The 23,497-nt window shown below is 42.3% G+C and carries 16 protein-coding genes and 2 tRNA genes; 5 read left to right on the forward strand and 13 right to left on the reverse strand.

Going from position 1 to position 23,497, the window contains the following annotated elements; genetic code table 11:
- The first annotated feature begins 304 nt into the window (after positions 1-304).
- Entirely contained in the window at positions 305-1,711 is a 1,407-nt protein-coding gene (gndA, locus tag LPW36_RS00885; protein WP_230607628.1) for an NADP-dependent phosphogluconate dehydrogenase, read from the forward strand.
- 203 nt (positions 1,712-1,914) lie between these two features.
- Positions 1,915-2,229, forward strand: coding sequence for a PTS system regulator TmaR (gene tmaR / locus LPW36_RS00890; protein WP_230607663.1), 315 nt, complete (start codon positions 1,915-1,917; stop codon positions 2,227-2,229).
- A gap of 544 nt (positions 2,230-2,773) precedes the next feature.
- Here tmaR and ptsG read toward each other — a convergent pair.
- The gene (ptsG, locus tag LPW36_RS00895; RefSeq protein WP_230607629.1) at positions 2,774-4,234 is read right to left on the reverse strand and encodes a PTS glucose transporter subunit IIBC; all 1,461 of its coding nucleotides are present in this window, start codon (positions 4,232-4,234) and stop codon (positions 2,774-2,776) included.
- 1,077 nt (positions 4,235-5,311) lie between these two features.
- On the opposite strand from ptsG, the gene LPW36_RS00900 reads away from it, so the two are divergent.
- Positions 5,312-6,211, forward strand: coding sequence for a DMT family transporter (locus LPW36_RS00900; protein WP_230607630.1), 900 nt, complete (start codon positions 5,312-5,314; stop codon positions 6,209-6,211).
- Between the two features lie 404 nt (positions 6,212-6,615).
- Here LPW36_RS00900 and LPW36_RS00905 read toward each other — a convergent pair.
- Positions 6,616-6,691: transfer RNA gene (locus LPW36_RS00905), tRNA-Asn, on the reverse strand.
- 383 nt (positions 6,692-7,074) lie between these two features.
- On the opposite strand from LPW36_RS00905, the gene LPW36_RS00910 reads away from it, so the two are divergent.
- Complete coding sequence (locus tag LPW36_RS00910) at positions 7,075-9,630, forward strand: bifunctional diguanylate cyclase/phosphodiesterase (RefSeq protein WP_230607631.1); 2,556 nt, start codon at positions 7,075-7,077, stop codon at positions 9,628-9,630.
- 53 nt (positions 9,631-9,683) lie between these two features.
- Here the strand turns inward: LPW36_RS00910 and LPW36_RS00915 are convergent.
- The 8 genes from LPW36_RS00915 to LPW36_RS00950 form a co-directional block, all read right to left on the reverse strand.
- Positions 9,684-9,759: transfer RNA gene (locus LPW36_RS00915), tRNA-Asn, on the reverse strand.
- Between the two features lie 134 nt (positions 9,760-9,893).
- The gene (locus tag LPW36_RS00920; protein ID WP_230607632.1) at positions 9,894-10,448 is read right to left on the reverse strand and encodes a DUF3828 domain-containing protein; all 555 of its coding nucleotides are present in this window, start codon (positions 10,446-10,448) and stop codon (positions 9,894-9,896) included.
- Positions 10,449-11,218: 770 nt separating this feature from the next.
- Positions 11,219-11,431: a transcription modulator YdgT gene (gene ydgT, locus LPW36_RS00925; protein ID WP_130590848.1), complete on the reverse strand. Its 213-nt coding sequence runs from the start codon at positions 11,429-11,431 to the stop codon at positions 11,219-11,221.
- Between the two features lie 206 nt (positions 11,432-11,637).
- Positions 11,638-12,792 (reverse strand): iron-containing alcohol dehydrogenase, encoded by a 1,155-nt coding sequence (locus LPW36_RS00930; RefSeq protein WP_230607633.1) that lies wholly within the window; start codon positions 12,790-12,792, stop codon positions 11,638-11,640.
- Positions 12,793-13,133: 341 nt separating this feature from the next.
- The gene (locus LPW36_RS00935; protein ID WP_230607634.1) at positions 13,134-14,513 is read right to left on the reverse strand and encodes an LPS assembly lipoprotein LptE; all 1,380 of its coding nucleotides are present in this window, start codon (positions 14,511-14,513) and stop codon (positions 13,134-13,136) included.
- 78 nt (positions 14,514-14,591) lie between these two features.
- A complete protein-coding gene (gene lpoB / locus LPW36_RS00940) occupies positions 14,592-15,209 on the reverse strand; it encodes a penicillin-binding protein activator LpoB (protein WP_230607635.1) in 618 nt (205 codons plus the stop codon).
- Positions 15,210-15,265: 56 nt separating this feature from the next.
- Positions 15,266-16,636, reverse strand: coding sequence for a COG3014 family protein (locus LPW36_RS00945; protein WP_230607636.1), 1,371 nt, complete (start codon positions 16,634-16,636; stop codon positions 15,266-15,268).
- Between the two features lie 435 nt (positions 16,637-17,071).
- Positions 17,072-17,644: a rhomboid family intramembrane serine protease gene (locus LPW36_RS00950; protein ID WP_230607637.1), complete on the reverse strand. Its 573-nt coding sequence runs from the start codon at positions 17,642-17,644 to the stop codon at positions 17,072-17,074.
- A gap of 455 nt (positions 17,645-18,099) precedes the next feature.
- On the opposite strand from LPW36_RS00950, the gene LPW36_RS00955 reads away from it, so the two are divergent.
- Positions 18,100-18,942: an N-acetylmuramoyl-L-alanine amidase gene (locus LPW36_RS00955; protein ID WP_268991406.1), complete on the forward strand. Its 843-nt coding sequence runs from the start codon at positions 18,100-18,102 to the stop codon at positions 18,940-18,942.
- Positions 18,943-18,974: 32 nt separating this feature from the next.
- Here the strand turns inward: LPW36_RS00955 and LPW36_RS00960 are convergent, their stop codons facing one another.
- The 3 genes from LPW36_RS00960 to hcp form a co-directional block, all read right to left on the reverse strand.
- On the reverse strand, positions 18,975-20,435 hold the full coding sequence (locus LPW36_RS00960; RefSeq protein WP_230607638.1) for a DUF2867 domain-containing protein: 1,461 nt from the start codon (positions 20,433-20,435) through the stop codon (positions 18,975-18,977).
- Positions 20,436-20,653: 218 nt separating this feature from the next.
- Positions 20,654-21,661: an NADH oxidoreductase gene (gene hcr, locus LPW36_RS00965; protein WP_230607639.1), complete on the reverse strand. Its 1,008-nt coding sequence runs from the start codon at positions 21,659-21,661 to the stop codon at positions 20,654-20,656.
- 61 nt (positions 21,662-21,722) lie between these two features.
- Positions 21,723-23,372 carry a hydroxylamine reductase gene (gene hcp, locus LPW36_RS00970; RefSeq protein WP_230607640.1) on the reverse strand — a complete coding sequence of 550 codons (1,650 nt, stop codon included), beginning with the start codon at positions 23,370-23,372 and terminating at the stop codon, positions 21,723-21,725.
- Positions 23,373-23,497 lie beyond the last annotated feature (125 nt).

The raw sequence follows: 23,497 nt of genomic DNA on the forward strand, positions 1-23,497 counted from the left end.
CGACAATAATTTATGCCATTGTAAATCATAGCAGAAGTTAAAAAGTCTATTAAAACGTGGCTATTTCACCTTTTTCAGGATGAAAATCACGGTGTTTTAGCAAACAGAAAGCGATATTAATCGCCTATGAAACAAGTACCCAGCCTAAAGGGTAGCGGTAATAAGATTAACACCAGCAATTTCTGTGATAGCAATTTCTGTCGTACCAATTGTAACTTTGGTGGAGTATCATAATTGTTATAAATAAGTTGTTCACTTGTCGTTATTTTTGCAGGTGAATTTGTCCGGTCAGCCAGGAGTTTTTATGTCTAAACAACAAATTGGTGTCGTTGGAATGGCGGTTATGGGCCGCAATTTGGCGTTGAATATTGAAAGTCGCGGTTATTCCGTTTCTATTTTTAACCGTTCCGGCGATAAAACCGATGAGGTTATTGCTGAGAATCCGGGTAAAAAACTGGTTCCTTGTTATAGCGTAGAAGAGTTTGTTAATTCGTTAGAAACCCCTCGTCGTATCTTATTAATGGTGAAAGCCGGCGAAGCAACGGATAAAACCATTGAGTCTCTGAAGCCTTACCTGGCTAAAGGCGATATTCTGATTGACGGTGGTAACACCTACTACAAAGATACCATTCGCCGTAATAAAGAGTTATCTGCCGAAGGTTTCAACTTTATTGGTACTGGCGTATCCGGTGGTGAAGAGGGCGCTCTGAAAGGGCCTTCAATCATGCCTGGTGGACAAAAAGAAGCTTATGAACTGGTAGCCCCTATTCTGGAAAAAATTGCTGCCAGAGCTAACGGTGAACCTTGCATCACCTATATTGGATCTGACGGCGCCGGTCACTATGTGAAAATGGTGCATAATGGTATTGAGTATGGCGATATGCAACTGATTGCAGAGGCCTATTCTCTGTTAAAGCAAGCCGTTGGGTTATCTAATGCTGAACTGGCAGAAACTTTTACCGAGTGGAATAAAGGTGAACTGGATAGCTATCTGATCGAAATTACCGCTGATATTTTCCGTAAGAAAGATGAGCAGGGTAACTATCTGGTTGATGTTATTTTGGATGAGGCGGCACAAAAAGGTACCGGAAAATGGACCAGCCAGAGCTCTCTGGATCTTGGCGTTCCATTATCGCTAATTACTGAATCGGTATTTGCCCGTTTCCTTTCTGCACTAAAAGATGAGCGTGTTGCAGCCTCTAAAGTTTTAACCGGTCCTAAAGCTCAAGCGTTTAGCGGTAATAAAGCGGAGTTTGTTGAGAAAGTTCGTCGTGCTCTCTACCTGGGTAAGATCGTCTCTTATGCTCAGGGCTTTGCGCAACTGAAATCAGCGTCTGATGAATATAACTGGGATCTGAATTACGGTGAAATCGCTAAGATTTTCCGTGCCGGTTGTATTATTCGCGCTCAGTTCCTGCAAAAAATTACGGATGCCTATGCTGAGAATGGCAATATTGCTAACCTGCTACTGGCCAGCTACTTCAAGAAAACTGCCGATGAGTATCAGCAATCTCTGCGTGATGTTGTTGCTTATGCAGTACAGCATGGTATTCCAACGCCAACGTTGTCAGCCGCTATTGCTTACTATGATAGCTACCGTGCAGCGGTATTACCTGCCAACCTGATTCAGGCGCAGCGTGATTACTTTGGTGCGCATACCTACAAGCGTACTGATAAAGATGGCGTGTTCCATACTGAGTGGATGGAATAATTCCTTCCTCAGTAAAATAAGAAGTCATATAGTCGAACTGCCCCCCAAAAGTTGGAGACCCAACAAGTAAGGGTGCAGTTTTTTATTAATACTCAGTAATGCAGAAAATTATCTTTTCAGTAGCAGAACGCGCCCGACTTACGTACTATCATAAGCAGATTTTATGATTCAAAACTGTTTATTTCTTAAGTAAGGGTACTATGATGGAAAACGCTAAACCTTCATTTCAAAATGTGTTGGAGTACGTACGCTTGTCTCGTCGTAAAAACAAACTGAAGCGTGAAATTGTGGATAATGAGAAGAAGATCCGCGATAACCAGAAACGTGTACTGCTGCTGGAAAACCTGGGGGAGTACATTAAGCCGGGAATGAGCATCGAAGATATTCAAGCCATTATTGCCAGCATGAAGAGCGATTATGAAGAGCGTGTGGATGAGTACATCATCAAGAATGCGGAGCTGTCTAAAGAACGCCGTGATATTTCACAGAAAATGAAAGCGAAATCAGACGTTAAATAAGAAACTATTATCAGCCAGTCTATAGACTGGCTGATATTTCCTCTTTTCAGGAAGCCTTTTGGCTTATCCTGAGTCGTAAATCAAAATATAAGATCCAAATACGCTTATGTATTGGCCGTCTGTTACATGCTATTCCAATGAATCAACGCTTATAACTTTTATAAAACTCATTTATCCCCAATAAAATTAGGCACCTTTGTTATTCATCCTGCTTGCTTATCGATAAGTGGGTTTATTTCTGTATTTATTATCATTATCTTGTTTGAAATTTAATTTTGAATAGGTAAGGTTTGTTGGTGGTATTTCGGGATCTGGTCTTATTAGTTTATTAGGGGGAGCCATTATGAGAGGAATAATTGGTTCTTTTGCACTTTTGGGTGGGACTTACCTTGGTAAGTATGAAATTAATGAGCTGGTTAAAGAGTACCACGACGCCTATACCAGTTATTAAACATTTATATATCTGGCAGAACTGTCTGCTGCTTAATAATAAAAGCCATCTTTATAAAAGATGGCTTTTAACGCTTAACACAGCAAAATACGATCAGTTATTACGGATGTACTCATCCATATCACTTTTCAGGTTGTCAGATTTGGTTCCGAAGATAGCCTGAATACCAGAACCTGCAACGACTACACCGGCAGCGCCTAAACTCTTCAGCTTATCCTGATCTACCAGAGCAACATCGGCTACGCCAACACGTAGACGAGTAATACAAGCATCCAGATTAGTGATATTACCTTTACCACCGAAGGCGGTAACCAGCTCACGGGCCATATCGGAGCTGTTGCCGCTGGTTATTTCTGCGGCGGAATCCTCTTCACGACCTGGTGTTTTCAGGTTTAGCTTGATAATAGCGAAGCGGAATATCACATAGTATAACAGGGCATATAGTGGGCCAAGGATAAAGAACATCCAGCCTTTGGTGGACAGATGATAGAACAGGGTAAAGTCGATAGCCCCGTGAGAGAACGTCATACCGTGTTTAACACCCAACAGGATGGTAATCACATAAGCTAAACCTGCCAGGATCGCATGGATAACATACAGAACCGGAGCAACAAACAGGAAAGCAAATTCAATTGGTTCAGTAATACCTGTCAGGAATGAAGTCAACGCGGCAGAGACCATGATACCGCCCACTTTTGCGCGGTTTTCTGGTTTAGCTGTATGCCACATAGCAATTGCAGCAGCAGGTAAGCCCCACATTTTAAACAGGTAGCCACCAGCCATATTACCGGCAGTTTTATCACCCAGCAGGTAGCGTTGAATTTCACCGGTAATCCAGCGACCATTTTCAGCTTTACATGCAGCTTCGCTGGCAATAGTCGTTACAATTTTACTATCAATAACGCAAGCCTGACCTGCTTCATAGAAGAAAGGAACGTTCCAGATATGGTGTAAACCAAATGGAATTAAGGAGCGTTCAACTACACCATAAATACCGAAAGCTAAAGCAGGGTTTTGGTAAGCAGCCCATTGCGAGAATGAACTAATGGCGTTTCCAATTGGAGGCCAAATAAAGGAAAGAACAATACCCAGAGCAATACAGATAAAACCAGTAATAATAGGAACAAAACGCTTACCGGCAAAGAAGCCTAAATAGTCAGGCAACTGGATGCGGTAGAAACGATTAAACAGATAACCCGCCAGACCACCAACTAAAATGCCACCTAATACGCCGGTATCAATTTTAGCAACACCCAGTACTTCGGCCATTACGTTTAGCGTTGCGGCCATAACGCCATAACCAACGATAGACGCCAGACCAGCAACACCGTCGTTATTGGTAAAGCCAAGTGCGACACCAACAGCAAATAACAGAGGCATTTGTTCAAATATTGAACCACCAGCCTGTTGCATAACTTTGGAAACAATTGTTGGTAACCAGCTAAAGTCAGCGGCACCTACACCGAGTAAAATACCGGCAATAGGTAACACTGATACTGGTAACATCAGTGCTTTACCGACTTTTTGCAAATTTGCAAAGAGATTTTTAAACATGGAAAGTGCTCCAGGATAACGTCTGATTTAGTCAGGACGGATTAAGAACAATGAGTCTGAATTTCAGGTCAGGGTATTTATTTTATAGCGTAAAATAAATACTCAGAACATAAGGTGATAGTTGTCACAATTTCTTAAAATTGTGTAAATGCCGAACATAACCCGGTGATTATAAGTCATTTGACTATTTCCCTAACACTATAAAATCTATATAAAAATGAGATTCATGTGTCATGGGGAATGTATGAATAAGTATAGCTGCTGTAAATTTGTTTGTTAAAAAAAGTAGGGTAGAAATGATTTTTATCAGCTAAAAACTCAACGGATAAAACCCACCATAACCAAGAGTTGCTAGTGGGCTGATTTTATTGTGAAAAAAAAGATAATTTTATATGTATAAAAAAACAGTATTGACAAGCTCTGATAAAGGGTTAGATTGGTCTATAACGCAGGCGCAATCAACCTTTTGGGTGATTTTGTAACGCTGGCGTGTTGTCTAAAAAACGCGATAAGGGCCTCGTAGTTAACGCATGTTAATGAGAAGAAGCCGCGATTGGGTATCAATTATGTCATTGCGGCAGAAGTCGGGTCACGGAGTTTAGAGTATCATCGCGTGCCGGGAACGAAAGGGCGCGTGACAGTTTCAAACTGATGATGAATTGAGAACCTGTTGCGTATAGGTGGTGTACTGAAGTTAGTTTAACCCAACAAAGCAAACTAACTTAATGGTTTAAATGTGCAGAAAATTATAGTGTTTCGGTCAATAAATCGGAGGGATTTTTAGCTATAAATACTTAATTTTTCTCTTATGTAAAACGTGTACATCTGGTTTTTAGTAGTAACGATCTGTTGAAGTATTAATGTTTAACTCACAATTTGTTTTACCCTAAAGCCCTGGCTAACACTGGTCAGGGCTTTTTCATATCAATAACTCTATATTTTTAATAGCACCATGGTATTAGTTATCGATAAGCAATATGTATAATAATTTATTGATATCTGCATCCTTATTTGATTGACATCGTTCACGGGCCAGTGAACAGGTTATTTTTATTATTTAAAATGGCATGGTGGTTTATGGCCTATTTGATACTAACGCTGGCAGCCATTTTTTGGGGCGGGAACTATGTTGTTGGTCATTTTCTGGTGGAAAGTGCCGACCCAATCATTCTTTCTGAAGCGCGCTGGGCCATTACGGCGATATTGCTGATGAGTCTTTATTGGCATCAAATAAAAGTAAACCGTATAAAAATAAAACACTCCTTTTGGGTCATCCTGTTTTTGGCCATTTTTGGACAAGTGTTGTTTCCTTTAACCCTCTATATAGGTTTGCAGTATACCTCCTCGTTGAATGCGGCTATTTATATGTCCGCCACACCATGTATGGTATTACTCATTAATAAACTGATTTTCAAAGATAATATCACGCGAAATAATGTGATTGGCGTGTTGTTGAGCCTGATGGGAGTTATCTATCTTATTTTAGAAGGCAAGGTGACTAATATAGAGGCTTTCCAGGCGATGAACGGGGGCGATCTATGGACCATGGGTTCGGCGCTAAGTTGGGCGTTTTATTGTTCATTCTTGAGATTAAAAGATAAGACTATTCCGGGAAATGCTTTTGTTGCGGTTAGCTCTTCTATTGGGGCGGTGATACTTATTCCTGTGATTATTATTTACATGATGAATGCTAGCGTTGCGTTTAATTTTAATGGCTACTTCAATATACGTTTTATTTTAGGGTTGATGTATCTGGTTATCTTTCCATCATGGTTGGCTTATGTTTTCTGGAACAGGGGAATACAGGAAATTGGTGCAACCAGAGGTGAAGTCTATACTCATATCATCCCGCTATCTGGCGGGCTATTAGCAATAATCTTTCAGAATGTTCAGTTGGAGTGGTTTCATGTTATTAGTGCACTGTTTATTGCCACTGGCATCTATCTGTGCTCTAAACAGGCCAGGCATGGTAGATAATCGTTGATGTAGCGCAGTGACTATCCCGCAATCCGGACCGACAGGCGTTGAAAATTCCTTATAACTCACAGCCGTTAAGAATCAATCAACCGATTCTGCTGGTAAATTCAGCATTAACTACGGAGCGAGTGACATTTAAAACGCGTTAATACCAGACTAAAACCAAAGTTATGCCGGGGCAGGCAAATAATATCGCTATTTTGAATGTTACCTATGAGTAAAGGCAGAGGTTTAATCGGTATATAAAGGATAATATTTTATCTGCGAAATGGATTATTTAATTGGCAGGAAAGTACAGAAAATAGCTACATCACAACGATAATGATGTCCTTTATGTGTACATTTCAGGATGGGGCAATGATTAAAAAGCAAAAGGCCCGCTAAATAGCAGGCCTTTCTAAATATGGCTCCTCTGACTGGACTTGAACCAGTGACATACGGATTAACAGTCCGCCGTTCTACCGACTGAACTACAGAGGAATCGTGTGAACAGGGCGCATGATATCTGCCATTGCTAATACTGTCAACCGCTCAACATGGGAAAATGGTGTGTTTGCTTATACTTCAAGCAAAATGTCCTATAGTTGCTTCTGTTTTAGTCAGTTAGTTTAACTATTGCTCATAAAGTTAAGGCTAACAGAATAACTTTTTTCTGTCTGAAACCGGGATTAATCAATTTTGATAATGATTTTTAGGTAAATTTTATAATTAGCATAGTCTTAGTCAGAAATAATATAGAATTAGACTATCTTTGGTTAAAGATATTGTTGTTCGCGGATAATGTTGGTTATTGTGTCGGTTGACAGAGAGGTCTTTATCATTCGTGAATGCGCTGAATCAAATAAACGGTAAGTGGTGAATATGTGCGATTATTAAACTCAATCTCTTTAAAACTGATTGTGACATCGCTTTTTGTCTTTATATTAACCGTTATGTTTGGTTTAGCCGTTTTATTACAATATCGCAGTGAAAACCGTATTTTTGATAGTCTGAGCGATAAGCTGATTTCTGCTCACATTGAGTATGTTCATACTAATTTGTTCAATTTTCTAAAAGTTCCAATACAGGCCAATGCATCAATTGAGATGACAATGCAAGAGCTGCTATCCGGAGGGATGGTCAATCTGGATGAGTTTGAGTCACCGCTAATGTCAGCCATGAAGCGGGTGTTTCCTTATTTCCCCCAATTGAGTCTGGTGGCATTTGGTGCAGTAAATGGTGACTATATTGGCGTTAGCCGTGAAACTATCACCGATACCTACACGTTAATTTTAAAAGATAAACGAACCCGGGGTGCCCTGAATTTCTACTCGGGTATGGGCACTCAAAATCCAGTGATTAAAACCAGCGAAGAATACGACCCCCGCACTCGCCCCTGGTTTCGTGAGGTGAATGCCAGTCGAAAGCCATCCTGGACCAGAGCATACTGGGATATGGATGCGATAAGAGGCGTTAGTATTTCATACAGTAGCCCTGTATATAATATGGATAACCGCTATGTTGGCGTGATATCCAGCGATATTAAACTAAACCGGTTTAACCGTTATTTGCAGCAGATACCCAATCTGGGCAATGGCGTCATTTTTATTGTTAACGATAACAATGAAATTATTTCTCACTCAACAATAGAAAAACCGGTTACCAGACCCGAGAGTGACCTGCCAGAGCAAGATCGCGCCCATCTGCTAACGCCGGAAAATAGTGAAAGTGCAATTATTCGTACTATTGCACCTTACTTATCACATTCTGAATATAATAAGATGACTTTAAATATCGACCATGGAACTTACTATGGGCGGATCGTCTCTTTCGGTAAAGAATTAGGATTACATAACTGGCGTATCGTCGTAGCCATACCCCAAACAGATTTTGTTGGCCAACTTAATGATGAAAGAAGAATTACCTTCAGTATGATTTTTATTATTTTTTTACTGGGGGTCACTTTAGCCTGGATTATTCTCTCCAGAGTCACGACGCCGATTCAATATGTAGCCACTCAGGCCCGCCCGCTGGCCAGACAAAAATGGTCTCCGGCTCATCAGTCTCGTTTCGAATTAAAAGAAATTAAACAGCTGAATGATGCCTTTAATGAAATGTCATCAACACTGTCGGCGGCGTTCTCTCGTCTGGAGCATCAGGTCTACTATGATTCTGTAACGGGTTTATTGAGTAAAGAAGGATTGCAGAAACAGCTTCAGACACTGAGTTCTCAGAACAATATCACCATCTGGGAAGGTTTAATCTTACTCAGTCTGGACAATATTAATCTGGTGAATAATAGTCTCGGTTATCAGAAGGGGGAGGCTTTACTGTGTGAGTTTGTTAAACAACTACAGGAAATTATTCCTCCCTATACATTATTGGCAAGGGTTAACGACGTTGAGTTTGCTGTTTGTTACCCTAAAAATGATGGCGTAGAGATAGATGAGGAAGAGATTAACCGCTATGTACATATTTATGCCAACTCCCGGGGCTGTGGGAGTGAACATCCATTATTTGCGGGAAATGTTGGTTTAGTTAAATATGAATTCGATGACCAAACGTTAGCAATTAATTTAAGGCATGCTTCCGTTGCTTTGGTCACAGCCAGAAAAAAAGGGGCCGGTGCGTATGAAATTTATCGCCCTGAGATGATGAGTCGGGCGGTTGAGAATACTCAAATGCTGAGAGAGCTTAACCAGGCTGAGTTAAATCAGGAACTACGGGTTTATTTTCAGCCAATTATCGATTTGCATAACGCGGAGGTGATCGGTGCTGAGGCACTGATTCGCTGGCATAGCAAAGCGTATGGCGTGGTCCCTCCTTATGTCTTTATTCCGTTGGCAGAAGATTCAGGTTTAATTTTATCTATTGGGCGGTGGGTGTTAAGAGAGTCTTGTCGCCAACTGGCCTTAAAAATAGCATCCGGGTGGCCGAATGATTTTAATATTCATATTAATGTCTCGGCTCGCCAACTGTATCAGGCCGATTTCTATGATGTGATTATTGCCACCTTGAATGAGTTCCGGCTATCGGCATGCAATCTGACTATTGAGTTAACGGAGTCTGTTTTACTTGAAAAGGGAACCTTTATTAGTGAACAGCTGGGGCGAATACGTGCCTTAGGTATTTCGGTTGCTATTGATGATTTTGGTTCGGGATTTTCCAGCCTTTCCTATTTGCATTGTTTACAGTTTGATTGCCTGAAGATAGACAGGGATTTCGTTAGCGGTATTTTGAAAAGCGCCCGAAATGAAGCCATTATTTCATCGGTAATTCGTCTGGCGAAGGGATTAGGCGTTCCGCTTATTGCTGAAGGAATTGAAACGAAGGAAGTGGCTGACAGGCTATATGAGCTGGGTTGTCCGCGAGGGCAGGGATACTATTTTGGTCGACCGATTCCGCTGGATGAATGGCAGGCGCCGGGGATAGTGAAGTAAAGAGATCAGACTAAAAAGTAAAAGGCCCGCTAAATAGCAGGCCTTTCTAAATATGGCTCCTCTGACTGGACTTGAACCAGTGACATACGGATTAACAGTCCGCCGTTCTACCGACTGAACTACAGAGGAATCGTTTGAACGGGGCGAATCATATCCATCTCTATTCAGGCTGTCAACGCTAAATTATCATCTTCAATTTGAGTGTTCATCAACTGAACAAATTGACGCGATGTTAGACAAAAAAGCCTGAATAGTTACCCCGATTATTTATCCGACAACGATTTTTTTAATGTGGCTTTTGCTGCAAAATCCCAGTTGCCTTTATATACCAGGTCATCAATAACCCAATTATCATTTTGCTTAATCATTTTTATTTCATCAGTCCAGTGAAGAATATCTTTGCCTTGTTCTGTACGGGTAAAGTTAGCCTGTAGGGTTACGTTGTCAGCGCTGGGCAATACTGGAATTGAAGGTATATCAACGGCGGTCGGTCCTTCAAACAGACTGGAGAACAGGTCGCCATCAGCATGTGATGGTTTCTCGTCAGGGTGCTGTTTTATCTCTTCAAGCTGACGTTTTTTGGCACTTTCAAGTGACTGGTAGAGCTCTGTACTTATATAAGGTTTATAGGCAGCAAGTTGAGTGTCAGTGGGAAGACCAGCACTGCCATTAAGAAAATACTGGCTATAAAATTTCTGTGCTGTCATTGCCGGATCGTTAGAACCGTAATGATGGCTGACGGTTGTTTCTGTTACCACACATCCGCTTAACGCAAAAGTGACTAATAAACTACATATTATTGATAACCAATACTTCATTTATACCCCTCACGCAATGGTTGTTTATGTAATCTGGTCGGAAGATGTCTGTGTTGATGGTTTCAATAATAAGTATAGAAGAGCTTTTTGGCCAGGTATAAGCGATAGTCAGGCAGGTTGTGATATCTGTATTGAACTAAGGAAATGTGGCCAGTCGGGAGGGGGGCTTACTCATAGTGATAATAAATGAAGGAAAATACAATAGTATGGGACTGTAATATAAAGGATTGTTTCTTCGAAATGCGCCTGATGATGCATTGTATAGGTATGGCAAATATAAACTTATTTTACCGGAGGATACAGCAGAGATTGAATCAAATTCATAAATTATCGCTATATCGTAACAGTGATTCCGCCAAATAATCGGAATGGTTATTTCATGATCAAAATTAAGTGTGGGAGAATTTTATTTTTAACGATGATATATTATTTTATATTATATGTCATATTCAGATGGTTTTTTATTATTGCTAAATGTGTAACTTCAAATAAAAGTGGTTACATAGTATTCTCACATATATTTTTGTATGTGGTATTTTACATGCTAGTTATACTGTTGCTAATATGTAGCAACGAGTTTAATAAAAGACATATTCAGACAGCCAATTAGCTATCTTACGGAGATAGCTAACGCTAATCCATTATCGGGTTTACTAAAAATATATACATTATAAGCGCAAAAAAGCGCACCTAAATCTTGGCCAGCTTACAGGCATAGCAAGCCAAATTAAGGTAAATAGTTAATAACAGTTCTTAATTTATAAAATAAATTATTTGACTTGAGACCAGATAGTTTTAGGTACTTTGCCCAGATCGAATAATTTACCCGCTACTAATTCTGCACGACGATGATCGGCAGCACGATACATATTAGCTAATACATTATTATCCACTAAAGAATAATTTAATTTATCGTAAAGACGCTCTAAACTATCGTGATTGGAGCATTTGCGGAACATCATTAAATAATCAATATCGCTCATTATATTTTACTTTTATTGCAGACTGAATTGAATGATAGCCCAAGCGAGCTAAACTAGCATAAGTAAATGTTACGTTAGGTGATAAACTGCTTGGTGAATAATATTATACCGAGTATCGACAGCATCGTCCTGCGACCCTCATATAATAGTATGCCGGCAGAAAATGAACAAGCATTTATAGTATTATTATTCTCTGCCAATAATTACTAGTAACTTAAACTCAATATTTTCCTGGCCTCTATTACTGAGATATCTTTATGCTCCCCCAGAGGTAATAAATTAAATCTTTTTAAATAGTTAATAGCTTCTTCAATTGCTGATTCAGGGATTCCATAAGCTCTGAGGCAGGTCGGTAACCCCATGTTTTCGAAAAATTGGCGTGTAAGGGTAATAGCACTATTTATACGCTCTTTTTCCGATCCTTCTGTGAGTTGCCATACTCTTTCTGCATATTGCAATAATTTGAGTCGTTTATTTTCTCTCTGCACATCTAATACTGCGGGAAGAAGAATCGCTAATGTCTGAGCATGATCAAGTCCGTGATGGATGGTAAAATAGTATCCAATACGGTGCGAGGCCCAATCTTGCGGCACGCCAACACCGATAAGACCATTAAGTGCCTGAGTGGCACTCCACATAATTGCGGCTCTGATATCGTAGTTCTCTGGCTCTTTTAAGGCTTTATGACCTTCTTCAATGAGCGTTAGCATCAGCCCTTCAGCATACCGATCCTGAACTTTACCATATACCGGATAAGTCAAATATTGCTCGGCAACGTGAACAAAAGCATCCACTACACCATTTGCCAGTTGTTTTGTTGGAAGAGTATAAGACTTACGTGGGTCAAGAATGGCAAAGCGTGGAAAGAGCAGGGGATGTTTATGGCTTAATTTAGCATTAAGAGCGGTATTACTTATTACTGCGGTACCATTCATTTCTGAGCCGGTTGCGGGAAGGGTTAATACGCAACCAATGGGTAATACTTGTTTTAATGGCGCGTTGCTAATCCATGTTTCCCAGGCATCATTTTCAAAATAGACCGCTGCGGCAATAAATTTGGTGCCGTCAATAACAGAACCACCACCCACCGCAATCAGATAATCGATTTTTTCCGCTTTGACAATGTCAACCGCTTTCATCAGTGTGTCGTAGTGAGGATTAGGTTCGATACCTCCAAATTCAATATATTCACGTTTCCCTAAGGCCTGAACCACTTCATCAATGGTGCCAAACCGTTTAGCACTTCCACCACCGTAGGTAATCAGTACTTTAGCATTTTCAGGTAATTGTGTACCAAGATCTTTGATACGCTCGGTACCAAACATAATGTGAGTTGGGTTGTAATAATCGAAGTTAAACATACTCAGCACCATTCATTGTCATCATCAATGACATGTTAATTAATTTTTGACGAGTTCGGTTGAAAAACTTTAAATAATCAAGATGGATTGAGGTTTTAAGTTATTCAGACAGGTTAGGTCGTTATACCGCTTTTCCTCGTTTACTGAAAGTCTTGTTTCTTAATGTGTTGCTAACAGTACACAAAATGAATACGGTCAGGTAGCTATCAATATAAAAATCAATATAGAAATCAATGGCAGGATGACTCACTTTGTGCCAACGCTTGTAGATAACACCAACGCTAAAAAAATAGCCAACCTCTTGGCTGGCTATCGTTAAAGCATTTTATTGTTGGCAATGGCTATTTCAAAAATACGCCGCCGGAATCGCCCAGGCGTTGCTCATTAGCCGCAGGCTTAGCTTTTGTTTTAGGTTTTGCCGTTGTTGCCTTTTTGGCTGCCTGTGTTTTATTTTCAGTAGGCAATGGTGCAGATAAACGGGCAACAGCCCCTTTTTCGATACTATCGATCTTACCGCTTTCAACAATACCGTAAGAGATTTTATCTTTAATCGTAGTGATCAGAATGGTAGCCACTTTCTCTTCCGCTGCTCCCAGTACTTCTCCGGTATCCGGATCGACCAACTGCTCACCTTGAGAGTAGATATCAAAACGGTCACCGTCATAAACCATGGCTTCACCACGGTTGATCACGACCTGACCGTTGGTTATCGCAACAACTTTGGCTGGCGTCAGCTTATTGACAATTTTATCGGCAATCACATCACTAATTTGCTTGCGGGCGGTTTCAATATATCGACCACCTTGCTCAAACACACTGAAGTCAGACCACTGAATGCCATGAGTCGCCGCTTCCAGTAGTGAATAGCGAACTGTTACTTTCGTTCTGTGGGAGCTGGTAACGTCAAATTCGCCGGTTAAATCAACGCTGGTAACTTTGGTGGTGGTTTTTACACCAGCTTCGGTCACATTGATAACCAGAATATAGTCTGCGAGCAGGGCTGTTTGCCCTACGCTGGCGGCATTATCTGAACGGCCTTCCAGCATTTTTTCTTCCTGAGCAAAGGCCTTCTCATTGGCAGTGCTACGATCGAGCACGGTAAAACGCTGTGATTGTACAATGCGATCGGTGATTTCCTGACGAAGCGTATTGGCGAAACCTGAACGGCTACGGTTACCGGTAGTAATGATAGCCAGACGGTCACGCTGAGAAGATGCTTGTGACGTTTTACGCCCAACTTTATCAACTTCAATGGTCAAAACAACGGTACAGCCCTTAGCATCGCAGTCGCGGGTTTTGACTTTATATCCTTTAACGATACCAGCACTGTGCGTGTTAATTTGAGCGCTCTGACCAGCATTGACAGTAACGTCGTGATTACTGTTCGCTGCGGCATTAATGTTGATATTTTCAGTATAAGTACTGTTACCTTTCTTATTGCTCAGAAAGGAATCATCTTTATTTTGGTCGTCCTGAACGCGGGTACCTTTAACATCACCACTAGCATCACTTTTATCATTGATACGAATATAGTTACCAGCACGTTCTGACTGTGTTGAAACGGTCATTCCATTAACCTGACGAACGGCATCGGCCAGTGCAGCATCAACCGCTTTTTCGTAGGTTTCACCGTATCCTTGTGCTTCAACGGTTTCAATTTTTGCATAAGCAGCAGATGAAAACGTAAAGAAAGCCACAAGTACCAGGATCCATTTTTTCATTCGGACATCCCTAATGGATTAAATAGGTTATGTAATGCTGTGGATTGAATAAACCAGCAGCATTACGTCAGACAATCATTACCAGCTGGCGGTGCGGTTGTCGCCACGCTTGATGATTGGATACTCTTTCTCCCAATAGGCTAAACCATCATCCAGATTGGTCAGGGTTAGCTGGAAATAGTACTCAACTTGTTGAGTACTGGAGTTCACACGTTGATTCTGTTGAATGATCTTACCGGTTAATGAGAAGTCGGGAGCGATTACGCGGCCATCTTTCTTCACGGTTTTTTGGTTAACCATTTTTGACTTACGCAGTTCACGAACTTTGCGCGTCATTTCATCTTCCGGACCATTAGCGTTAATCGCGGTGGTCACCACAAAGCGTCCTGAATTTAACAGGCTGGTACGAATTTTCTTGGTTAACTGATCGGTATCAATACGCTGATCGGTATCGTTAACAATACCGGTTACGGTTAACACATAGCGACCACCCTGAGGATGAACCAACAGGTCAGAACTCAGCATGTCATCAACCATATTGGTCGCAGCCATTTCAAAGTCTTTATAGTCCAGCGCCATAACAGCAACGCTGTCATTTTTGCTGTCAACATAGTATGTGCCTTGTTCAGCACAACCAACCAGTGAGAAAGCAACAGCCGCAGCAAGAAACGTCTTTTTGTTTAAAATTTTCATCATGAAAGTTCTCAATACAGTTTAATGATTAGAGTGATAATTCGGCCTGTTAAACAGCGCTAGATTGCATTTTTACTGGTTAACACATTGACCTGTGGAACCGTATTTGCGTTCAACGCCCTTACATAAACAACTACCGGCTGAGGCGTTGCGGGTAAATCTACCTGAATAGCTGCACCACCTGATGGATTAATTTGAAGCTGCCCATCCTTTGGCCATTTTACATAGGTTACCTGAAACTCGTAGGGTAGGGTATGCCAACTGCGAATATCTGCCTGCGTGGTGACCGCCTGCGCGACACCGGTAAGAGTGCCAAGTAATCTGACTGTTTTATTATCCGAGTTTCTCATCGAGGTCTGTGCGGTGGTTTTTAATACTGCACGAGTTAACTCTTTGATCAAAATACCGGTAAATTCCGTTTTAAATTCACCCTGAATAATTTTATCCATGTTGGCGAATGCTTCCGTTTGCTTCCCTCCGTTAACAGAAAGATAAGGGTACGTCGGACTACCGGACTCCAGGGTAGGTAATGCAATACCCGCATAGACGACACGACTGGTGACTAAAAACAGCGGTAAATCAATGCGGCGTTCCAGTTTACGGGCAGCGGTACCATTTTCAAAAATAACCCAAACGCCCGGCACAACGTTACGACCCGCATTAGCAAGATTGAGGTCGGCACGGATCTGTTTGCTACGAGTCAGTGCATAAGCACGCTTCAGACTCTCTTTCGCTTTGTTCAGGTCCGCAGCACTTTCGTTATTAATCAAAAAGTATAAGCCGTGCAGGTAGAGTGATGCAGGGTTAATATAGCTATCGTAAGGAGCCCATTTAGCCACATCAATGCCTGACTCACCTAACTGTTCCATCGCTCCGGAGTATGTTTCACCCAAATTATTGCTTTTCACACTATCTTTTTGTGCGTTGATCTCTTTGGAGAAATATTCTGCCGCCCGACGTTGTCGATCGTCTACCCGGTTCCACTCTACTCGCGCATCATTAAAATTGGCCTGCTGCCAAAAATTTAATGCCTTATAGGTGTTAACCATGACGCGGTCATATACTCGAGGGGTATAGCTCATCACGTTATCGTTAACCACCATTGAAGCGGCCTGGCTAAATCCCGATACAGCCAGATTTTGTGTCTCATTTTCTTTAATCAGCGTTTCGCTGGTATCAAAAACTTTGGTTGAGCGGTCCAGCTCTGAGTTCATACGCAACAATGTGCCAGCTTCAAGAGACCATAACAGTTCGGTAGAAATATCAGCGTCAGAGGAGACGCCTTCTTCCAGTGCGATTTTTTGCGCTAACTCCAGTTGTCCTTGCGAAAGTGTGTAGTCAAAGTTCTGTCGTGACGGCGGATATGAACAAGCAGCCAGCGCAAAAACGATACCACTACAAAAAATAAAGCGTTTAGTTTTATTATTCATATTATTTCTGTTATATGGAGAAAGCCACGGGAATGCATAGCGGATATAATTAATTGAGGTGATATACAATCATTGCGCAGTGTGATATTTCCTTTGTTTTGGAGTATATCTGCCTTTTTACGGGGGGTAAACTGAAAAGCCAACTGCCTGTTTATCGCTTCCATTTCCCATGTTTTCCCTGATTTCATCATTAACGGAATCTTTGCCATAATTTTATTTATTCTTAATCCGGTCGGGATGCCAGTATAAGGCGCTGATAGTTTGCGGTAATTAGAAAATAAAATAAAGACGTTAATATAAAAAATGTTAGCCAAACTCAGAGGGTTGGTTTTTTTGTTGGAAAAGATATAAGAGTGTGCGCTGATAATGCCCTGCCTGCTGTTATATCAACAAATATTCATCCTGAAATTTAGTTCTATAAGATTTTTTATAAAATTAAGGGGTGTTTATCTTATTGGTAGGAGTAAATTTTCGGGTCAACAGCGCAAAGCAAAGTCCGGCTACAGCACCTGCAATATGGCCTTCTGTGGAAATATCCGGGTCGCCTGGTAGCAGTCCCGAAGCTAAACCACCGTAATAGAGCAGAATTAAAATGGCATAAATAAAGTCGAGTACTCTTCTTCGGGTAAACGCGTTTGCCAGCAATAACATCCATAAGCCAAAAATCCAACCGCTGGCACCAATATGAATAGCGCTACGGGCAAAAATCCATACCAACAATCCACCGAATAAAATAATAAAAGTACTGGCACTAATATAATAGCGTACTGAGTATGTTAATAGTAACCCGCTTAATATGAGTAATATTGGTAAATTACTTAATAAATGTTCCCAATCACGATGTAAAAAAGGAGAAAATAAAATTCCAAAAAGTCCCTGAGCTGAACGGGGGAGAATACCAAAATGATTCAGAAAACCGCCGGTCAGCGTATTTACCAGCTGCAAACTAACGAGAATGATAGTTATCAGACCCAGTATTTTAATACGCTGTTTTATCCATAGTTCCACTGTTACTTTAACTCCTTAAAGCCTGAACGCTTTCAACCAGATCGGTCAGTTGTGCGACAACGCGTCCTCTTACATCTGCGCTATCACCGCCCAATGATTTATTTCTCATAAAGTCATGCTTAATTTGGCCCAGCGTTTCTCTTCTTCAGAGGATATCATATCGCGTATTGTTAAGCAGTTTTGTAAGAAGAGCGCCATTAGAGTCCTTTCTCAAACGGTGGGAGATTACAAAATTGTGCTAAGTAAATCAGGTTTCAGTGCGATTGGGTAGTGAAAATAGAGGCTTTTTTGATATTTGCCGCAACAAAAAGAGAATGTCATCTTATATGTGTCTGAGGAAGTTAAATAATCAAAAAATACAATGCGTTAAAGGCGAGAAAAGTTAACTTATTAAAAGATAAATATTATTTTATACTATCCGTTAAATGCTACTGATTGATGTAAAAGGTCGGATTATGTTCAGGTGTGGGCGAGTTATCTGTTTTCTTATGATATCTGTCATCGTGGGATTGGTTTCAGGCTGTAGTTCACTTCAGGATCGCGGAGATTATTGGGTGGATGACAGCCATGCTGCACTGGGTAATGAACCTCGGGTAAGTTTCCTGATTTTTCACTACACGGCAGAAAATGAAGTGAACTCATTAGCCGTACTGACCGGAGAAAATGTCAGCGTACATTATCTGATCAACCCATTGCCGGATGAGGTTTCAGGTAAGCCAGTGGTATTACAGCTGGTACCTGAAAATCGTAGAGCCTGGCATGCCGGGGCCAGTTTTTGGCGCGGGCGAATGAATCTAAATGATACCTCGGTAGGAATTGAGTTAGTTAATCCGGGTTATCACAAAGTGGGAATCGAACGACGCTGGGAACCCTATAGCGATGCGCAAATTGCGTCACTCATTGCATTATCGAATGACATCATCAAGCGTAATCAGATTAAGCCAGAAAACGTACTAGGCCACAGCGATGTTTCTCCTCAGCGTAAGGTTGACCCCGGACCGCTGTTTCCATGGCAAAAGCTGGCACAGGCTGGAATTGGTGCATGGCCGGATGCCGGACGAGTGAGCCACTATTTAGCCATTCGCCAAATGGAGAAAACCCCGGATATTGCAGCACTGCAAAATAATCTGAATCGCTATGGTTATCAGGTTCCATTAACGGGCGTGCTGGATGATGAAACCCGTAGGGTAGTTAAGGCATTCCAGATGCATTTCCGGCAGGCGAATTACTCAGGTATTCCGGATGCAGAAACCTTAGCAATTCTCGATGCTTTACTGGAAAAATATCGTGTCGGATGAAATGCCGCTTCGGCAAGAAGCGGCAAACAGAATTAAGAATGCTTTTTGTCTGCATCGGACTGTTTATCTAACTGTTCAGCCAGATAAGCGATTCGTTTTGCCATGCCCTTAAAAATAAACAGATGAGCAGGCATCATGACAAACCAGTACAACAGTCCTCCGAAACCAGCAGGGTGCCACCAGGCGCGAACATCCAGTTCGCGAAACTGCTTATTATCATTGATGCTTAATGTGAGTCGGCCTAATCCCGGTGCTTTCATACCAAATAGCATAGCCAGTTGGCGCAGTGGCTTGATGGAGATAACTCGCCATGAGTCAATGTGGTCACCGATGGCTAACTGCGCTTTATCGGGTCTGCCATAGCGTTTCTCTCCCCCTATCAGGTCGTCCATCCAGCCGCGGATATTCCATAAATAGTTAGCGTAGAAGTAACCCTCTTTGCCCCCAATTTGTTGAATGACGTGCCACAGGCTTTCTGCACTGGCACTGGTTTTTATGGTATAGCCAGCATGTTTTGGATAGAAGGGATAACCCGGCCGCCAGCGGGCCCTGGCTTCCGGGTCGTAGCCCCAGTCGGCGGAATTTACCGCGGACTGCTCTTTATGCATGGTGCTGATAACTGCCTCATCATAATTGATCAGTTTTTGCGGTATCAGTTGCTGCAAAGGTTCGGCGTCTGCCGGTAGGTTATGCTTTAAACCTTCAATCAGCGCTTTAGCGGTAGTCGTGGGAACAGTGGTAATCATATTCAGCCAATAGACGGAAATCAGCTGGGTTGGCAGCGGAATAGGGATAATCCAGCGCTTTTTTGCGGTGATTTTAATAAAGCGCTCAAACATAGTCTGATAGCTGATGTATTCTGGCCCGGCAACGTCAAATATGCGGTTTTCTGATGAGGGATGATGAATAATTTCAGATAAATAGACCAGCAGGTTTTCCAGCGCCACAGGTGAGGATTTGGAGCGAACCCAGCGTGGCGGTGTAAGAATCGGCAGGCTATATACCATATCACGCATCACTTCAAAGGCGGCTGAACCTGCACCAATGATAATTCCCGCCCGCAACTCAGTAACAGGAATACCGCAGGCGCGTAGCGTATCGCCAGTAATCTGGCGTGCCAGTAAGTGCTGAGAAGAAATGCTTTCTTTCGGCTGTATTGCCCCTAAAAAGATGATCTGTTTTACGTTGGATTGTTTTAGTGCCTGCTGGAGGTTTTGAGCCGCCATTTTTTCGCTGGACAGAAAGTCCGCTTTTTCTCCCATGCTGTGAACCAGATAGTAGACCACATCAATATTATCCAGCGCAGGTGTGATGGTCTCCGGTTTAAACAGGTCAACATACTGGCAGTTCACATTAGGGATTTGTTGCTCTTTTAGCCACTCAATACGTCGGGCCGCCGCAGTAACATGATGCCCCTGTGCCGTCAGATAGGGGATAAGGTTTTGCCCAATATATCCGCTGGCTCCAAGGATTAATATACGTTGTGGCGTCATAGCATGGCCCTGATATGTTTTTATTAGGTTAATGAATTGTTATCTGTTGTGAAGGGTAGCATAAGAAAGAAGAAATAGTTAGGTTTTCAGGGGAATAGCAAAAGGTAAGTGAGGGAGTTATGCCATAAAAAGAGGACTGAGAGAAGATAAATACCAGAACACCGCATATTAAATACACCGTGTTCCGGTATAGCGCAAAGTTAGCGTGGCTACAGGTATCAGGCGATAACGACATCTCCAATTAACTGGCAACTACAGGCCAGTACATAGCCCTGAGCTATTTCATCATCAGTCAGGCTCATTTGGCTGGAGGTTGTGTAATTACCTTTAACGATTTGGGTTTTGCATGAGCCACATACCCCTGAACGACAGGCGGCAATCACCGGTACTTTATTCTGTTCCAGCGCGTATAGCAGGGTGGTACCTACCGGTGAGGTAAACTGTTGGTTAGTGCGGATAACAGAAATATTCAACAGGGGTTCATTGCCGGTTATGCATTCGGCAGCGGTATGAAACTGCTCTTTATGAAAACGTTTATGGCTAACACCCAGTGCATAACTGATAGCTTCTACCTGTTCCATATACACTGCCGGACCACAGGTCATTACAGTACGGGTAGCAATATCACTCACTTTTTCTGCAATCAGCGCCTGAGAGATTCGGCCAGATAGATAGCCTTCATCCGCCTGATGTTCTGCCATCAGATACAGGATAAGTTGAGCGGGATAACGTTGAACTAATTGCTGCCATTCTTGTGCAAATATCACATCCGCCGGGGTTCTGACGTTATAAAAAACAATCAAATGGCTTTCTGATTGATTGGCTAATAGCCAGCGGGTCATTGACATAATCGGTGTCACGCCGCATCCACCGGCCAACATCAGATAGCGATTATCTGTGATTTTAGCGCAGGTAAACTCCCCCTGAGCATCGGAAAGCCACAGGGTATTGCCGGGTTTGACTTCCTGAGTCAGCCAGGAAGAACCTTCTCCACCGGGTAATGCGCGTACCGTTAAGGTCACAAACCGGCTTAATCCGGGAGAGGAAGAGAGGGTATAGGCTCTGAGGGTACTTTCGCTATTGCGAATACTAACCAGCGCATATTGACCGGGGAGATAAGGATAGAAGTCCTGTGCGATCAGTTCCAGCGTCCAGACATCGGCAGTTTCCTGCCTGATGCTGTGAACCTGCATAGCATTTGGACAGAGGGTGGTTGGCATTGTCATACGGTAAGCTCGGTATATAAGGTGGAGGTGAGAAGATTCACCTCCACAGGATGATGACTAATCAGGCAGCCAGAATTTCGCTGATATCTTGCTCTACGGTTGTTATAGAACGCATACCAAAGTTCTCTTTCAACACGTTTAACAGGTTATCCGTCAGGAAGCCTGGAGCCGTTGGGCCGGTATAAATGTCTTTTACACCCAGTGCTAACAGGGTGAGTAAGATAACAATGGCTTTCTGCTCAAACCATGAAAGTACCAGTGTCAGCGGTAAATCATTGACGCTACAACCCAGTTTTTCGGACAGCTTAACTGCCAGCATAATTGCAGAGTAGGCATCATTACATTGGCCGACATCCAGTAAGCGAGGCAATCCTTCCAGAGTACCAAAGTCCAGTTTATTAAAACGATACTTACCGCAGGCCAGCGTCATAATCAGACAGTCTTGTGGAACGCTACGGGCAAAATCGGTGTAGTAGCTACGCTCACCACGGCTACCATCACAGCCGCCGACTAAAAAGACATGGCGCAGTTTTTTCTGTGATACTAAATCAATCACGGTATCTGCGGCATTGAGCAGCGTCTGGCGACCAAAACCAACGGTGATTAAATGCTCAATTTCGCTATAAGGGAAGCCGACCAGTGATTGAGCCTGATTAATAATGGCACTGAAATCATCCCCTTCAAGATGTTTAGCGCCCGGCCAGCCAACAATGCTGCGAGTCCAGATACGGTCAATATAGTTACCGGGATTTGGATCAATAATACAGTTTGAAGTCATAACAATAGGGCCCGGGAATTTCGCAAACTCGGTTTGCTGATTTTGCCAGCCGCTACCGTAGTTACCCACTAAATGTTTATATTTACGCAGCTCAGGGTAGCCATGAGCCGGAAGCATTTCTCCGTGGGTATAAATATTGATACCGGTGCCTTCTGTTTGTTGCAACAACATTTGCAGGTCTTTTAAGTCGTGACCGGAAATCAGAATCGCTTTGCCGGCAACGGGTTTGACGTTCACCGATGTTGGAGTTGGATCGCCATAAATACTGGTTTCACCATGATCAAGAATCGCCATGATACGGAAATTCATTTTGCCAATGTTCATGGCATTATCCAGTAAGGTGCCCATTTCCGTTGGGTTGGTACCCAACCAAGCCATCAGTTGATGATATTCCGCGTAAATTTCATCATCATACTGGCCAAGCACCAGTGCATGTTCCATATAGGCAGCAGCACCTTTCAGGCCATACAGACACAACATACGTAAGCCGTGAATATCATCGCCGATTTCTGCTTTGTCTTTATTCAGTGCAAACTCGGTAGCCTGTTGCAAAATGGCTGGCAGAGTCGCCGCCAGTTGCAGGTTAGCCATTGGGTGATCCAGTTGCAGATTACCGTCAATAGCGCGGCAGCGGTTGACCAGAGATTCACGCAGAATAATCGCATCGCGTGCATAGCCAATAATACGGTCAGATTCAAAGTTAACGTTAGTTAAGGTAGAGAAGAACGCTTTTGGCGCGAAACCATCAATATGGTGGTCGATAATACCTAAATCCCGCGCTTTTACTGCCCATGCTGACAAGCCTTCCAGCACGGCTACCAGCAAGTCTTGCAGGTCAGATACTTCAGCTGTTTTTCCACACATGCCTTGTGCATAAGAGCAGCCATTGCCAGCAGGGGTGCGGATCGTTTGTTCACATTGCACGCAGTACATAATCATAACACCTTTATAAGTTGTATTTTGAGTTCATGTTTATCATAAAGCGATGGATTGAAGTTAAAAAGGTATTTTAAATGCAACTTTAAGAATTATTGATTTAAATCAAAAAACATTAAATC

This window comes from Limnobaculum eriocheiris, assembly GCF_021010575.1.
GTDB lineage: Bacteria > Pseudomonadota > Gammaproteobacteria > Enterobacterales > Enterobacteriaceae > Limnobaculum > Limnobaculum eriocheiris.

Bases quoted from the DNA above. Each gene is read 5' to 3' on its own strand.
- LPW36_RS00930 (WP_230607633.1), bottom strand. From the start codon at position 12,792: ATGTTTAACTTCGATTATTACAACCCAACTCACATTATGTTTGGTACC.
- lpoB (WP_230607635.1), bottom strand. From the start codon at position 15,209: ATGATGAAAATTTTAAACAAAAAGACGTTTCTTGCTGCGGCTGTTGCT.
- LPW36_RS00900 (WP_230607630.1), top strand. From the start codon at position 5,312: ATGGCCTATTTGATACTAACGCTGGCAGCCATTTTTTGGGGCGGGAAC.
- ydgT (WP_130590848.1), bottom strand. From the start codon at position 11,431: ATGAGCGATATTGATTATTTAATGATGTTCCGCAAATGCTCCAATCAC.
- tmaR (WP_230607663.1), top strand. From the start codon at position 1,915: ATGGAAAACGCTAAACCTTCATTTCAAAATGTGTTGGAGTACGTACGC.
- LPW36_RS00960 (WP_230607638.1), bottom strand. From the start codon at position 20,435: ATGACGCCACAACGTATATTAATCCTTGGAGCCAGCGGATATATTGGG.
- gndA (WP_230607628.1), top strand. From the start codon at position 305: ATGTCTAAACAACAAATTGGTGTCGTTGGAATGGCGGTTATGGGCCGC.
- LPW36_RS00955 (WP_268991406.1), top strand. From the start codon at position 18,100: ATGTTCAGGTGTGGGCGAGTTATCTGTTTTCTTATGATATCTGTCATC.
- LPW36_RS00935 (WP_230607634.1), bottom strand. From the start codon at position 14,513: ATGAAAAAATGGATCCTGGTACTTGTGGCTTTCTTTACGTTTTCATCT.
- hcr (WP_230607639.1), bottom strand. From the start codon at position 21,661: ATGACAATGCCAACCACCCTCTGTCCAAATGCTATGCAGGTTCACAGC.
- LPW36_RS00945 (WP_230607636.1), bottom strand. From the start codon at position 16,636: ATGAATAATAAAACTAAACGCTTTATTTTTTGTAGTGGTATCGTTTTT.
- ptsG (WP_230607629.1), bottom strand. From the start codon at position 4,234: ATGTTTAAAAATCTCTTTGCAAATTTGCAAAAAGTCGGTAAAGCACTG.
- hcp (WP_230607640.1), bottom strand. From the start codon at position 23,372: ATGTACTGCGTGCAATGTGAACAAACGATCCGCACCCCTGCTGGCAAT.
- LPW36_RS00920 (WP_230607632.1), bottom strand. From the start codon at position 10,448: ATGAAGTATTGGTTATCAATAATATGTAGTTTATTAGTCACTTTTGCG.